Below are 15280 nucleotides of genomic sequence, written 5' to 3' on the forward strand. Positions count from 1 at the left end.
ATATTCTCCGAAAAGGGGGGTGAGAATCCCCGACCGGGGTTCGACAACTGGCGACAGCCAGTTGGACAGACTGGGAGCGTAGCGAACAGGCTGCCCGCAGGGCGAGCGCAGCGAGTCAATCCCCCCCTCACCGCCATCTTTAAAGAAGAGCTCGCATGAAAATGCGGGCTTTTTTTTCGCATGTTGCACACCTCTGGGGGGATGAGAACCCCCGACCGGGGTTCGACAACTGGCGACAGCCAGTTGGACAGACTGAGAGCGCAGCGAACAGGCTGCCCGCAGGGCGAGCGCAGCGAGTCAATCCCCCCCGGAGCCAGATGCAGCTCGGTGCGGTCTGAGCCCCTCACCCTGGCCCTCTCCCCAAGGGAGAGGGAATAAATGCACAAAAAACAAAGCCCGGTTTCCCGGGCCTTGAACACAACAGCAAATTCAGTAATACGCTTGCAGCGTCCGCTGACAGAGCGCCGAGCGCACGCAATCCTCTTTGGTAAAGCGTACCACCCCAATCATCTCATCTTCTTCAAAACGTGACATGGCGTCGCTCAGTCCGGATTTCACGCCGGACGGCAGGTCGCACTGGGTAATATCGCCGTTAACGATAACCGTCACGTTCTCCCCGAGGCGCGTTAAAAACATCTTCATTTGCGCAGCGGTCACGTTCTGAGCCTCGTCAAGAATGACGACCGCATTTTCAAATGTACGTCCGCGCATATAGGCGAACGGCGCGATTTCCACCTTGCCAATCTCTGGTCGCAGGCAGTACTGCATAAAGGATGCGCCCAGACGTTTCACCAGCACGTCATAGACGGGCCTGAAGTACGGGGCAAACTTCTCCGAAATATCTCCGGGTAAGAAACCGAGATCTTCATCAGCCTGCAGTACCGGACGGGTCACAATGATTCTTTCCACGTCCTTATGGATCAGCGCTTCCGCCGCTTTGGCCGCACTGATCCAGGTTTTCCCGCATCCGGCTTCACCGGTTGCAAAGATGAGCTGTTTACTCTCGATAGCATTCAGGTAGTGCGCCTGAGCCTCATTGCGCGCCACAATTGGAGAATTATCACGGCTGTCACGGGCCATGCCAATTGCTTCTACGCCACTCATCTGCACAAGCGAGGTGACCGATTCTTCTTCACGCTGTTTATGGCTACGTGAATCCCGTCTCAGCACACGTTTTGCTTCGCGACGAGCTTTGATCACTGCTTTTTGTCTTCCCATGGATAGCACCTTGAGTTGTTGGTATTCATCACACGCGCCAGCTTCGGCACGATTATGCGCACGAACATCAGAGGGTTGGCTTCCTTGTAAGCCATTGCTTGCTTTATCGGATGACGATACGGAACAGCTACGCGCACCGTTCTGCACGTCGGTCGAATCAGATTCTTGAGGGATGGGGGAGAATTTAGTGGTGAGGAAATCGCTGCCGGAGTCTGAGCCTCCGCGCCGGGTGCTGCGGTTGTTATGTTTACCTTGTCCAGTACAGGACGCAACCATTCGCGATCTCCATAGTGATACAGCATCACTGCCGGGAACTACCGCTGTCTTATCTTAAGTACATCAGGAGTTATCATAAATGCAACATTTATTTTACCTGAATGCAACTTTTAGGACTGTCCCTACAGTGGAAATCAGTCTCATACAGAAATATTACAGAAATATAACAGCAGGATAGTCATATGAAAAAATAATGTCCCCGCGAACGGTTGCGGGGACAATTATCAGGCTTCAATAAGACCCTGAGCGAGATACGCGTTGCTGTCGCGCACGCCTGGCAGAGCAAAGAAATAGCCGCCGCCGATAGGTTTAATGTACTCTTCCAGCGCTTCGCCGTTTAAGCGCTTCTGTACCGTCAGGAACCCCTTCTCGAGATCGTGCTGGTAGCAGACGAACAGCAGCCCCATATCGAGCTGACCGGAGTTGGTCACACCGAGCGAGTAGCTGTATCCCCGGCGCATCATCAGGCTCGACTGCGTCTCTTTGGTGCGCGGGTTAGCCAGACGAATATGGCTGTCGAGCGCAATCACATCGCCATTCGGATCGCTGGCGTAGTCGGGCACGTCATGCTCATTCTTCATGCCGAGCGGTGCGCCGCTTTGCTTATCACGACCGAAGATCGTCTGCTGCTCTTTGAGCGGCGTACGGTCCCAGAACTCAACGTGGAACTGAATAATTCGCACCGCCTGGTAACTTCCGCCGACCGCCCATGCCGGCTCGCCCTGATCGGCAGTCACCCACACCACCTCTTTCATTAGCGCACCATTCTGGCTATCCGGGTTAGCCGTGCCGTCCTTAAAGCCCAGCAGGTTGACAGGCGTCTCCTTGCCTTTGCTGCGGGCGGCATGGTCTGAGATAAACCCTTCCCGCTTCCAGCGCACGCTGAGCAGATCCGGCGTGTGCTTGATGATGTCGCGCAGGGCGTGGATCACCGTGTCCTGCGTATTGGCGCAAATCTGCAGGAGCAGATCGCCGTGACAGAGGGCAGCATCGAGCGAGTCATTAGGGAAACGCGTCATTTTTTGCAGCGCTTTCGGCTTCTGTTTTGCCAGCCCATAGCGCGCATCAAACAGCGATTCACCCAGTGAAACGGTAATGGTCAGGTTATCCGGGGCGATAAACGGCCCCAGAATACCGGAGTCCATGGGTGGCAGCCGCGGGTTCGGCGTGTCGGGAGCCGGTCCCCCCGCCGTGAGAAACGCGATGCGCGTGGTCAGCAGGCGGAACAGACGCTCCAGGTCAGCTTTATCGCTGGCCAGCGAATCAAAGGCCACCAGCATCATGGAAGCCTGCTGTGGAGTCAGAATGCCAGCCTGATGCTCGCCATAAAACGGCTGCGTCTCCATGCGGGCATTGGGTGGCAGCGTGCCGGGCGCGCTTTGCGGTTTCGCCGCATGCGCCACCGGACACCCGCCTGCCAGGGCAAAGGCGCCACCCAGCGCCCCGACCCCTTTTAACAACCGACGACGGGAAGGCTCAGCCACGTCGTTCTCGTTATGCTTATTCATGGTGCTTAGTCCAGACCCAGTACGCCGCGCAGCAGGGAGAGATCTTCCGCCAGGGCGGTAATCGGGCCTTTCAGCGCGTTACGGTCGGCATCGGTCAGCTTGTCGTAGGTTTCAAAGCCGTCTTTGGTACGGTACTTCGCCAGAATGGTGTCGACCTTTTTGAAGTTGGCGTCCACTTTCGCCAGCAGTTCGCCGTTCTCTTTCTGCAGCTGAGGACGCAGCAGGTTAACAATTTTCTGCGCGCCGTCGACGTTAGCCTGGAAGTCCCACAGATCGGTATGGCTGTAGCGATCCTCTTCACCGCTGATTTTGCTCGCGGCCACTTCTTCAATCAGACCGGCCGCGCCACCCACCACTTTTGACGGCGGGAAGGCCAGCTCGCTGATGCGCTTTTGCAGCTCCAGCACGTCACTGTTCAGCTGGTCGGCATACTTCTCCATCCCTTTGGTGGTGTTATCGCCGAACAGGGCTTTCTCAAGACGGTGGAAACCGGTGAATTTTGGATCGGCGGCTTTCTGCTCGAAATCATCTTCGCGTGCATCAATGCTGCCATCCAGATCGGAGAACAGCTCGGCAATCGGTTCGATACGCTCGTAGTGCTGACGGGTCGGCGCATAGAGGGATTTCGCTTTTTCGATGTCACCGGCTTTCACCGCATCGGTAAAGGCTTTGGTTGCTACCGCCAGGTCCGCCGTCTCTTTTGTGACATACGCTTTATACGCGGTAATGGCCTCACCCAGGCTCAGCACCGCAGCGCCTTTCGCTGCATCGGCCGTTGCGGCACCTTTGACGATGAGCTTTCCTTTCGGGTTGGTCAGCAGGCCGCAGGTCATCTCATATTCGCCCGGCTGCAGGTTAGCGGTCATCTTCTGGCTGAAGCCAGGGGCGATGTTTTCGCGCTCTTCCACCACCAGAACCCCTTTCAGGATCTCCCACTCCAGCGCTTTCTGGCTGTGGTTCTGAATAATGAACTGGGTTTTGCCGCTGTTCACCGTGAGCGTCATCGGCTCACACTGTTTGTCATTGACGGTCACTTTAACCTGAGGAACATCCGCGCCCCAGGCGGAGAATGCAGAAGCGAACAGCGCGGCAATGCCTGCGCATAACGCACTACGACGGAACTGAATTGCCATGACTCTTCCCTTTAAAAGTATGTTGTAACTAAAACTAAAATTATGGCGTAACGCGTGACGCCTGCGTGCCGGTGCGCGGCGGCAGAGCAAACAGCACCAGCGCCGGAACCAGATAAATAAAGTACATCGCCACTTCGCTGACGCTCGGCGTTTCCTGGTAACCGAAGATACCTTCGAGCAGGGTGCCGGTTAGCGAGTGCGTGGAGAGAACGTTGCTAAGGTCAAACGCCACGTCCTGGAAATGGTTCCACAGCCCTGCTTCATGGAAGGCGCGAATTGCCCCCGCCGCCAGCCCCGCCGCTACCAGCAGAATAAACAGGCTGGTCCACTTGAAGAAGGCGCCCAGGTTAAGACGAATACCGCCCCAGTAGAGCAGGAAACCGAGCACCACGGCGGTGGCAAGGCCCAGCAAGGCGCCTACCGGTGGCCAGATCCCCACATCCTGCTGGAATGCCGCCAGCAGGAAGAAAACCGACTCCAGTCCTTCACGCGCGACGGCGAAAAAGACCATCATGATCAGCGCCCAGCCGTGGTTATTGCCCTTTTGCAGCGCGTTATCCACCGCCTGTTCCAGCTGCACCTTCACGTTACGCGAGACTTTACGCATCCAGAACACCATCCAGGTGAGGATCACCACCGCAATCACGGCGACGATACCTTCAAACAGCTCCTGCTCTTTTTGCGGGAACTCCCCGGTGGTTTCGTTGATAAGGATACCCAGGCCCAGACAGAGCGCCGCGGCAAGGAAAACCCCGACCCACATCACGCCAATCCAGCGCCCACGCTGGGTTCGCTTCAGATAACTGGCGATGAGGCTAACGATGAGGGCAGCTTCGAGCCCTTCACGTAACATAATGAGAAATGGAACAAACATGCCGACACCTTAAATGTTTATCGCGGTCAACTGATGCAAAGAAAGGTAAATTCTTGTGATAGTGATTATCATTACCGCGAAAAGAAACACAAGCGAAATGTACGCTGTTTTGATGACGAGTTGTAAACGTAAAGCCTGATAATAATGACGTACGTAACGTTCAGATTTATAAGTTATAACGAAAATGCCCATTTACGCTGATTCAGGGCTGTGGCTAAATATCCGCCTCGCAACCTAACTGAAAATAAACCATGTTTAAAATTGTCCATTTCCTGCTGGCGCTGGTGATTATTCTTGCGCTGGCCTGGCTTACAAGTTTTGACCGCCGAAAAATTCGCCTTCGTTTTGTTTTACAGCTGATTGTTATTGAAATTGCGCTGGCGTTCTTTTTCCTGCATGCCGAAAGCGGGTTATTCCTGATTAAATACGTATCCGGATTTTTTGAGTCACTGCTCAAATTTGCCAGCGAAGGCACCAATTTCGTCTTTGGCGGAATGGGGGAAAAAGGGCTGGCGTTCATTTTCCTCGGCGTGCTTTGCCCGATTATTTTTATTTCCGCGCTGATTGGTATTCTTCAGCACTGGCGCATTCTGCCGATTTTTATTCGGGTGATTGGCACGCTGCTGTCCAAACTGAACGGTATGGGCAAGCTGGAATCCTTTAACGCGGTGAGTTCGCTGATCCTCGGTCAGTCTGAAAACTTCATTGCCTACAAAGGCGTGCTGGGGGATCTCTCTTCTCGTCGTCTGTTCACCATGGCGGCCACGGCCATGTCGACGGTCTCCCTGTCGATTGTCGGCGCCTATATGACCATGCTCGATGCCAAATATGTCGTCGCGGCACTGATTCTCAACATGTTCAGCACCTTTATTATTCTCTCTGTCATCAACCCGGCGCGCCCGGAAGCGGAGGCGGAGGTTAAGCTCGAAAAACTGCATGAATCCCAGAGTTTCTTCGAGATGCTCGGCGAATATATTCTGGCCGGTTTTAAAGTGGCGATGATTATTCTGGCTATGCTGATCGGCTTTATCGCCCTTATTAGCGCCGTTAACGCCCTCTTCTCCAGCGTATTTGGTATGAGCTTCCAGCAGATCCTGGGGTATGTATTTTATCCCCTGGCGTGGCTGGTGGGGATTCCGCTCAGTGACGCCTTAAACGCGGGCAGTATTATGGCAACCAAACTGGTGGCGAATGAATTTGTGGCGATGATTGAGCTGCAAAAAATCGCGCATCAGATGTCCCCGCGCGGGCTGGGGATTTTATCCGTCTTCCTGGTGTCGTTTGCGAACTTTGCCTCCATCGGCATCGTGGCGGGCGCGATCAAAGGCCTGAACGAGCAGCAGGGGAACGTGGTGTCGCGTTTCGGTCTGCGTCTGGTCTACGGCGCGACGCTGGTGAGTTTGCTGTCGGCGAGCTTTGCGGGGTTGGTGTTGTAATTTTTTTGCCGGGTGACGCGCAGCGATCCCGGCCTACGGTACAACAACGGCGGGTAATCCCGCCGTTTTTCATTAAAACTGTACGCACACCGGCTGGTCAACACGCATCACCGACTCCTGCGCAAAGCGGGACTTATATATCCCGCGTAACGCTTCGATGTTCTTCTCGCTCTGCGCATCGTTACCGTGGATCAGCAGCAGCGCCTTGCTCGGTTCACGCGCCACTTTCCCGTCGTTCCCCAGCCACTGCCCCCGCGCGTCAAACACCGTTAAGCCATCGCGAAAACGCGGCGTCACGTCCTGGTCGACAAACTGCTGCCATTCGTTGCTGGTGATCTGCGCCCCGGCCGGACGATTCAGTCCGAAATAGAGCGTGGTTTGCTGCATCTGGTTATCCGCTTTGCAGGTTTCAACCGTAGCGTGCTGCGACGGTACGGTGCAGCCTGCCAGCAGCAATAATGCCCCTGCCATTAACCCTGTTTTGATTGTCATGTGTCGCTATCCTCATTGTTATAAGCACAGCGATATCAACGTAAATTGCAGAATTTAGCAAGAGAGGTTTATTCCCTCTCCCCGTTGGGGAGAGGGTTAAGGTGAGGGGGAGGATTATTCAGGCTGCAGCTTAGACGGCGGTGCAGAGTGGTAGTGCGCGTCTGCTTCGGCAAAACGTTTCTGCATGGAGGCAGACGGTGCTTTACCCAGCAGGCTGAAGACCACGATGCCGATACTGCCGAAGATGAAGCCCGGGATGATTTCGTACAGCCCCAGCCATGCGAACTGTTTCCAGACGATAACGGTGACCGCACCGATAATCATCCCCGCCAGCGCGCCGTTACGGGTCATGCGTGACCACATAACGGAGAACAGCACCACCGGACCAAACGCCGCACCGAAGCCTGCCCACGCGTAGCTCACGAGGCCCAGCACGCGGTTTTCCGGGTTCGCCGCCAGCGCAATCGCCACCAGCGCCACCAGCAACACCATAAAGCGCCCTACCCACACCAGCTCTTTCTGGCTCGCGCCCTTACGCAGGAAGGCTTTGTAGAGGTCTTCGGTGATCGCACTGGAGCAGACCAGCAGCTGACAGCTCAGGGTGGACATCACCGCCGCGAGAATGGCGGAGAGCAGAATACCGGCAATCCACGGGTTAAACAGAATCTGCGCCAGCTCGATAAACACGCGCTCGGCGTTCTGGTTCACCGCGCCCGCCTGCGCCGGGTTATTGCTGAAGTACGCGATACCGAAGAAGCCTACCGCACACGCCCCGGCCAGGCAGAGGATCATCCACGTCATACTGATACGACGGGCATGGACGATGGTGTGGTGAGAGTCCGCGGCCATAAAGCGCGCCAGAATGTGTGGCTGACCGAAGTAGCCCAGACCCCAGCCCATCAGCGACACGATGGCCACAAAGTTCAGCCCTTTAAGCATATCGACGTTTTCAATGCTCTTCTGCTTGATCACTTCCAGCGAATCGCCAAAGCCGCCGACGGTGAAAATCACAATCACCGGGGTCAGGATCAGCGCGAAAATCATCAGGCTCGCCTGCACGGTGTCGGTCCAGCTGACGGCGAGGAAGCCGCCCACGAAGGTGTAAAGAATGGTGGCGGCGGCACCGGCCCACAGGGCGGTTTCGTAACTCATGCCGAAGGTGCTTTCGAAGAGGCGCGCACCGGCCACAATGCCGGAGGCACAATAGATGGTAAAGAACAGCAGAATAACGACAGCAGAGATAATGCGCAGGATGCGGCTGTTATCTTCAAAGCGTCCGGTGAAGTAATCCGGCAGCGTCAGGGCGTTATTGTTCGCTTCGGTATGCACGCGCAGACGGCCTGCCACCAGCTTCCAGTTGATCCATGCGCCTACGGTCAGACCGATGGCGATCCAGCTTTCGGAGATACCGGAGATGAAAATCGCCCCCGGCAGACCCATCAGCAGCCAGCCGCTCATGTCCGATGCGCCCGCCGAGAGTGCGGTCACCATCGGGCCTAAACTGCGTCCGCCCAGAATGTAGTCGTCAAAGTTTTTCGTTGAACGCCATGCCAAAAACCCTATCAGGATCATGCCAAAAATATAAACGAGAAATGTCACCAGCATCGGTGTGCTAATTGCCATTCAAATTCTCCAAAAGTGTCGAGCGACAACCATCCAGGTTGCCTTGTTATATGATCACCGGAACGAGGTGATGGTATCTTGTGTTTCGGTTGGGCGCGCTATCCTGCCGTATGCGCCTCCCGCTGACAAACGATTTAACACTGCATTTACATCAATTTCATCCCCGGTTTGATACGAGTTTCCTATAGGTTGCACTCGCTCACGCTTTTACGGGTTGCACCTTTGAAAAGTGTTAACTCCCGCATAAAACCAGGCTTCCCGTCACGGGTCTGGTGCGTTTTTTCAGCTAACCAATCATTAACAATCCATTCATTTTCTGGGTTGCAGACCAGGTCACATTTAACACGGTTGCACAAAGTTGCAACATGGTGGATATTTCACGCTAACGACCAAACACGATGAAAGAACAACAGGAGCTTTGGCATGGGTATGACCACCATGGGGGTTAAGCTGGATGACGCTACCCGCGAACGGATTAAGACCGCAGCAACCCGCATTGACCGCACGCCGCACTGGTTAATTAAGCAGGCGATTTTTAACTACCTCGAAAGACTCGAGAGCGACGAGGGCCTGCCGGAGCTGCCTGCCCTGCTCGCCGGTGCCGCCAATGAAAGCGAGGAAGCACCGGTCACGGGCGACGAAACTCACCAGCCGTTCCTCGAATTCGCCGAGCAGATCCTGCCGCAGTCCGTCAGCCGCGCCGCCATTACCGCCGCATACCGTCGCGCCGAAACCGACGCGGTACCGATGCTGCTGGAGCAGGCCCGTCTGCCGGAGGAGATTGCCGCCCGGGCGCACAGCCTGGCGTATCAGCTGGCGGACAAACTGCGTAACCAGAAAACCGCCACCGGCCGCGCCGGGATGGTACAGGGTCTGCTGCAGGAGTTCTCCCTCTCTTCACAGGAAGGTGTGGCGCTGATGTGTCTGGCGGAAGCGCTGCTGCGTATTCCGGATAAAGCCACCCGCGACGCGCTGATCCGCGACAAGATCAGCAACGGTAACTGGCATTCGCACATTGGCCGCAGCCCGTCGCTGTTTGTTAACGCCGCGACCTGGGGCCTGCTGTTTACCGGTAAACTGGTCTCGACCCATAACGAAGCCAACCTCTCCCGCTCCCTGAACCGCATTATCGGTAAGAGCGGCGAGCCGCTGATCCGCAAAGGGGTGGACATGGCGATGCGCCTGATGGGCGAGCAGTTTGTGACCGGGGAAACCATTGCCGAAGCGCTGGCGAATGCCCGCAAACTGGAAGATAAAGGTTTCCGTTACTCCTATGACATGCTGGGCGAAGCCGCCCTGACCGCCGCCGACGCGCAGGCCTACATGGTTTCGTATCAGCAGGCAATCCACGCCATCGGCAAGGCCTCTAACGGCCGCGGTATTTATGAAGGCCCGGGCATCTCAATTAAGCTCTCCGCCCTGCACCCGCGTTACAGCCGCGCGCAGTACGACCGGGTAATGGAAGAGCTCTATCCGCGCCTGAAGTCCCTGACCCTGCTGGCGCGCCAATATGATATCGGGATCAACATCGACGCCGAAGAGGCCGACCGTCTGGAGATCTCCCTCGATCTGCTGGAAAAACTGTGCTTCGAGCCGGAGCTGGCGGGCTGGAACGGCATTGGTTTCGTTATCCAGGCCTACCAGAAGCGCTGCCCGTTCGTCATTGATTACCTGATTGACCTCGCCAGCCGCAGCCGTCGCCGCCTGATGATCCGTCTGGTGAAAGGCGCCTACTGGGACAGCGAAATCAAACGCGCCCAGATGGAAGGGCTGGAAGGCTATCCGGTGTATACCCGCAAGGTTTACACCGACGTCTCTTACCTCGCCTGTGCGAAAAAACTGCTTGGCGTGCCGAACCTGATCTATCCGCAGTTCGCCACCCACAACGCCCACACCCTGGCGGCGATTTACAGCCTGGCCGGGCAGAACTACTATCCGGGCCAGTACGAGTTCCAGTGCCTGCACGGCATGGGTGAACCGCTGTACGAACAGGTGACCGGGAAAGTGGCAGACGGCAAACTCAACCGCCCATGCCGTATTTACGCCCCGGTGGGCACCCACGAAACCCTGCTGGCGTACCTGGTGCGTCGCCTGCTGGAAAACGGTGCGAACACCTCCTTCGTTAACCGCATCGCCGACACCACGCTGCCGCTGGACGAGCTGGTGGCCGATCCGGTACTGGCCGTTGAGAAGATGGCGGCTCAGGAAGGTCAGATTGGCCTGCCGCATCCGAAGATTGCCCTGCCGCGCGAGCTGTACGGCAAAGGCCGCGTTAACTCGGCGGGTCTGGATCTCGCCAACGAACACCGACTGGCCTCCCTCTCCTCTGCCCTGCTCAATAGCGCGCTGCAGAAATGGCAGGCCAAACCGATGCTGGAGCAGCCGGTTGCTGACGGTGAAATGCAGCCGGTGATCAACCCGGCGGAGCCAAAAGATATCGTCGGCTACGTGCGTGAAGCCACCGACGCGGAAGTGGAGCAGGCGCTGGAGAGCGCGGTGAACAACGCCCCTATCTGGTTCGCTACCCCGCCGCAGGAGCGCGCCGCCATTCTGGAACGCGCGGCGGTGCTGATGGAAGATCAGATGCAACAGCTTATCGGCATTCTGGTGCGCGAAGCGGGGAAAACCTTCAGCAACGCCATTGCCGAAGTGCGCGAGGCGGTCGACTTCCTGCATTATTACGCAGGCCAGGTGCGCGATGATTTCGATAACGAAACCCACCGTCCGCTGGGTCCGGTCGTCTGTATCAGCCCGTGGAACTTCCCGCTGGCAATCTTCACCGGCCAGATTGCCGCCGCCCTGGCCGCAGGCAACAGCGTGCTGGCCAAACCGGCAGAGCAAACCCCGCTGATTGCCGCGCAGGGCATCAACATCCTGCTGGAAGCCGGCGTGCCGGCGGGCGTGGTTCAGCTGCTGCCAGGACGTGGTGAAACGGTAGGTGCCAGACTGACCGCCGATAACCGCGTGCGCGGCGTGATGTTCACCGGTTCAACCGAAGTGGCCTCCCTGCTGCAGCGCAATATTGCCACCCGTCTGGATGCGCAGGGTCGTCCGACTCCGCTCATCGCCGAAACCGGCGGGATGAACGCCATGATCGTCGACTCCTCCGCGCTCACCGAGCAGGTGGTGGTTGACGTGCTGGCCTCCGCCTTTGACAGCGCCGGTCAGCGCTGCTCCGCCCTGCGCGTGCTGTGCCTGCAGGATGACGTGGCCGACCACACGCTGAAGATGCTGCGCGGCGCGATGGCCGAATGCCGCATGGGCAACCCGGGCCGTCTCACCACCGACATCGGACCGGTGATCGACGCGGAAGCGAAAGCCAATATCGAAAACCATATTCAGGCGATGCGCGCGAAAGGCCGTCCGGTGTTCCAGGCCGTGCGTGAAACCAGTGAAGATGCCCGCGAATGGCGTACCGGCACCTTTGTGCCGCCAACGCTGATTGAGCTGGCAAGCTTCGACGAGCTGAAAAAAGAGGTCTTCGGTCCGGTACTGCACGTAGTGCGCTACAACCGCAATAACCTCAACGCACTGATTGAGCAGATCAACGCCTCCGGCTATGGCCTGACGCTCGGGGTGCATACCCGTATCGATGAGACCATCGCACAGGTCACCGGTAACGCCAAAGTGGGTAACCTGTATGTTAACCGCAACATGGTCGGCGCGGTCGTGGGCGTGCAGCCGTTCGGCGGCGAAGGCCTCTCCGGCACCGGTCCGAAAGCGGGCGGCCCGCTCTACCTGTACCGTCTGCTGGCGAACCGTCCGGAGAACGCGCTGGGCGTAACGCTGGCGCGTCAGGACGCGGACTATCCGGTGGACGCGCAGCTGAAAACCGTGCTGACGCAGCCGCTGGAAGCCCTCATCACATGGGCGGAAAAACGTCCTGAACTGCGTGCCCTCGCACAGCAGTACGGCGAGCTGGCGCAGGCCGGTACGCAGCGTCTGCTGCCAGGGCCAACCGGCGAGCGCAACACCTGGACGCTGATGCCGCGCGAGCGCGTGCTGTGCGTGGCGGATAACGAGCAGGACGCGCTGGTGCAGTTGGCCGCAGCGATGGCAACCGGTTGTGAAGTGCTGTGGCCAGAAGATGCGCTGCACCGCGATCTGGCAAAACAGCTGCCGAAAGCGGTCTCGGCGCGCATTCACTTCGCGAAGGCCGATGCGCTGCTGACGCAGCCGTTTGACGCAGTGATTTATCACGGTGATTCTGACCAGCTGCGCGAACTGTGCGAGCAGGTGGCGGCCCGCAGCGGGGCGATTGTTTCGGTGCAAGGCTTCGCGCGCGGGGAAACCAACCTGCTGCTGGAGCGTCTGTATGTGGAACGTTCGCTTAGCGTCAATACCGCGGCGGCAGGCGGTAACGCCAGCCTGATGACAATCGGCTAACGCTGTGCTAATAAGGCTCCGGAGACGGAGCCTTATTTAATTGGGGAGTGTATGAAACGATTTCTTATCGCAGGTGCAGCACTGCTGCTGAGCGCCAGCGCGCTGGCCGACGAGTGCGACAAAGCGACCACCCAGCTTGAACTGAATACCTGTAGCGCGCAGCAGTATCAGGCTGCCGATAAAAAGCTCAACCAGACGTATCAGGCGGTCATCAAGCGCGCGGCAGCCCCTCAGCGCGACCTGCTGAAAAAAGCGCAGCAGGCCTGGATTGCCCTGCGCGATGCGGACTGTACGTTTATCGGTTCGGGTACGGAAGGCGGCAGCATTCAGCCGATGATTGTTAATCAGTGCCTGGCGGAGAAAACCGCGGAGCGTGAAGCGTTTCTGGCCTCGCTGATGCAGTGTGAAGAGGGCGACTTAAGCTGTCCCCTCCCCCCGGCCCTCTCCCCTTTGGGGAGAGGGTTAGGGTGAGGGGAACTAACGCACGCGGATCCCTTCGATAATCATCCGCTGCACGTTTTCCAGGGTGCTGTGGAAAAACGCTTCATCCTGAAGCGTTTTTCCGGTCACCGCCTCAACCTGGGCCGCAAAGTCAGCGTAATGCTGGGTTGAAGCCCAAATCATAAAGATCAGATGATGCGGGTCGACGGGTGCCAGCTTTCCGCTGGCCACCCATCCGGCAATAATGGCCGACTTGTCGTCAACCAGCTGTTTTAAATCCCCCGTCAGCTCCGCCTGCAGCAGCGGCGCGCCCTGCAGCATCTCCAGACAGAACAGCCTTGATGCCTGCGGGTAATCGCGCGAGACCTCCAGCTTCAGGCGAATGTACTCTTTGATTGCCACCAGCGGGGCTAACTCTTCGCGGAACGCTTTCAGCGGCGCCAGCCAGATGTCGAGGATCTGCTGCATCACCGCGACATACAGCGCCTCTTTCGACGGGTAATAGTAGAGCAGATTGGTTTTGGACACCCCGGCCTGCTCCGCCACCTGCTCCAGGCGCGTGCCGTGAATACCAAACTGTGAAAAAGTCTCCAGCGCCGCGCTGAGGATCGCCTGCTTCTTGGCACTCACGGCCTGCGAACGTTTACCTGGTGTTTTCACTGCGCCTTGTGTCATTCCCGCTCTCCTTATTGGTTTGCCATAGCATAGCAAAAGCCCTGCTTTCTCTCGACATTTTGGGGTACAGAGTCTGTGCAAAATCGACAAGGAAAAGCTGTTGTGGGAGGCCAATGCGAATGTGACTAACCGTTCTTTATAGCGGGTTCCTCGGCCCTTTAGACGGTCCGCTTTGTGCCAGAAGCGGGCGTTGCTAACATCAATTCAGAAGTTCACCATAGAAGAAGTTGTGAATAATTTGATGGCTTATAGTGGTAAACCACGCCAACATATCATCATGGAGGCTGTTTAATGAGTTGCGATCGGTGCCTGGATTTATGTGTTAAATACGTTATCCGCCAACCTGAACAATTACGTAAAGCAATCCGTATTGCAAAGAATGCGCTCAGCGAAGGGGTTCTGGCCGAAATTGATGCAACGGATGACTGGAATCAATACAGCTTTCAAGAGTGTGCTGAAAAGATGATATGGGGCGATATCGTCGATTACCATTTTGTTTGTAGGCACTGTGGAACTAAGTTTGTATTAGGTGCTGAAACTTACCATGGCAGCGGTGGGTATTGGTCGCCCGAGAATGAAAAACCATCGGAAATAATTGACTAATTTCCGCTCCTCGCTCATAGCAAAACCTCAGCGCCGCAGTTCGAACTAGATCTGTGCCGGGAACGGGTGTTGCATTCCAGCGATTATTGCCTTAAAAGTTAATGTTCGATTGTGATGAGGGCAACCACTATGCTACTGGATACGTTAAAAAGACTCGAATGTTCTCTTCATGGCAGCAGGCGAAAAAATCGGGAATGGCTTGAACAGATACTCCATGAGAGATTTAGCGAAATAACGCGTTCAGGCGTATTAGTTGATCGTGCAGAAACTATTGAAGCCCTTTCGGATGAAGATAGCGTTCCAGCTATTCTTAGTAGTGATTTCCGGCTTATCAGTGCTGGAGATAAATTCGCAATACTGCACTACAGAACTGTCAATCCAGATGGTAATCGTGCATCCCTTCGTTCTTCATGCTGGGAAATATCTGAGAACGGGCAATGGAAATTGGTATTCCATCAGGGAACACCTGAGGCACAGAGCGTGTAGGTGTCAAATACAACGTCCGCTCCTCGCTAATAGCGGACCATCAGCTCAGTTGCTTGGTCCGCTTCTCACCAAAACGAAGTTGTTTTTTTGCCAGGTTGAAAGTTGACTACTGAATTATCTGTTAAACCT

At 56.5% G+C, this 15280-nt stretch carries 12 protein-coding genes; 5 read left to right on the forward strand and 7 right to left on the reverse strand.

Features of this window, described 5'->3' with window-relative positions; all coding sequences use genetic code 11:
- Window positions 1-429 precede the first annotated feature (429 nt).
- The 4 genes from phoH to efeU all read right to left on the reverse strand — a co-directional run bounded on the left by phoH (window position 430) and on the right by efeU (window position 5009).
- Window positions 430-1218 (reverse strand): phosphate starvation-inducible protein PhoH, encoded by a 789-nt coding sequence (phoH, locus tag EKN83_RS02985; RefSeq protein WP_024908976.1) that lies wholly within the window; start codon window positions 1216-1218, stop codon window positions 430-432.
- A 500-nt stretch (window positions 1219-1718) separates the two neighbouring features.
- Entirely contained in the window at window positions 1719-3002 is a 1284-nt protein-coding gene (gene efeB / locus EKN83_RS02990) for an iron uptake transporter deferrochelatase/peroxidase subunit (RefSeq protein WP_025755866.1), read from the reverse strand.
- Between the two features lie 5 nt (window positions 3003-3007).
- Complete coding sequence (gene efeO, locus EKN83_RS02995) at window positions 3008-4135, reverse strand: iron uptake system protein EfeO (protein ID WP_126800304.1); 1128 nt, start codon at window positions 4133-4135, stop codon at window positions 3008-3010.
- Between the two features lie 40 nt (window positions 4136-4175).
- The gene (gene efeU, locus EKN83_RS03000) at window positions 4176-5009 is read right to left on the reverse strand and encodes an iron uptake transporter permease EfeU (RefSeq protein WP_025755868.1); all 834 of its coding nucleotides are present in this window, start codon (window positions 5007-5009) and stop codon (window positions 4176-4178) included.
- A gap of 251 nt (window positions 5010-5260) precedes the next feature.
- Between efeU and EKN83_RS03010 the strand changes: the two genes are divergently transcribed.
- Window positions 5261-6445 carry a NupC/NupG family nucleoside CNT transporter gene (locus tag EKN83_RS03010; protein ID WP_095441001.1) on the forward strand — a complete coding sequence of 395 codons (1185 nt, stop codon included), beginning with the start codon at window positions 5261-5263 and terminating at the stop codon, window positions 6443-6445.
- 72 nt (window positions 6446-6517) lie between these two features.
- On the opposite strand, the gene EKN83_RS03015 is transcribed toward EKN83_RS03010, so the two are convergent.
- Together EKN83_RS03015 and putP are read right to left on the reverse strand one after the other, a co-directional pair.
- Window positions 6518-6937 (reverse strand): DUF3574 domain-containing protein, encoded by a 420-nt coding sequence (locus tag EKN83_RS03015; protein WP_126800306.1) that lies wholly within the window; start codon window positions 6935-6937, stop codon window positions 6518-6520.
- Window positions 6938-7051: 114 nt separating this feature from the next.
- Window positions 7052-8560, reverse strand: a complete 1509-nt coding sequence (gene putP / locus EKN83_RS03020; RefSeq protein ID WP_126800307.1) for a sodium/proline symporter PutP — start codon at window positions 8558-8560, stop codon at window positions 7052-7054.
- Window positions 8561-8983: 423 nt separating this feature from the next.
- Between putP and putA the strand changes: the two genes are divergently transcribed.
- Together putA and EKN83_RS03030 are read left to right on the forward strand one after the other, a co-directional pair.
- Window positions 8984-12946 (forward strand): trifunctional transcriptional regulator/proline dehydrogenase/L-glutamate gamma-semialdehyde dehydrogenase, encoded by a 3963-nt coding sequence (putA, locus tag EKN83_RS03025; protein WP_045284625.1) that lies wholly within the window; start codon window positions 8984-8986, stop codon window positions 12944-12946.
- Between the two features lie 51 nt (window positions 12947-12997).
- The gene (locus tag EKN83_RS03030; RefSeq protein ID WP_126800308.1) at window positions 12998-13417 is read left to right on the forward strand and encodes a lysozyme inhibitor LprI family protein; all 420 of its coding nucleotides are present in this window, start codon (window positions 12998-13000) and stop codon (window positions 13415-13417) included.
- A 6-nt stretch (window positions 13418-13423) separates the two neighbouring features.
- Here the strand turns inward: EKN83_RS03030 and rutR are convergent, their stop codons facing one another.
- A complete protein-coding gene (gene rutR / locus EKN83_RS03035) occupies window positions 13424-14062 on the reverse strand; it encodes an HTH-type transcriptional regulator RutR (protein ID WP_025755874.1) in 639 nt (212 codons plus the stop codon).
- A gap of 291 nt (window positions 14063-14353) precedes the next feature.
- Here rutR and EKN83_RS03040 point away from each other — a divergent pair, with 291 nt between their 5' ends.
- Window positions 14354-14665: a hypothetical protein gene (locus tag EKN83_RS03040; protein WP_059385304.1), complete on the forward strand. Its 312-nt coding sequence runs from the start codon at window positions 14354-14356 to the stop codon at window positions 14663-14665.
- A 129-nt stretch (window positions 14666-14794) separates the two neighbouring features.
- Complete coding sequence (locus EKN83_RS03045) at window positions 14795-15151, forward strand: DUF4440 domain-containing protein (protein ID WP_094918327.1); 357 nt, start codon at window positions 14795-14797, stop codon at window positions 15149-15151.
- Window positions 15152-15280 lie beyond the last annotated feature (129 nt).

The organism is Enterobacter sp. WCHEn090032 (assembly GCF_003986875.1).
GTDB lineage: Bacteria > Pseudomonadota > Gammaproteobacteria > Enterobacterales > Enterobacteriaceae > Enterobacter > Enterobacter sichuanensis.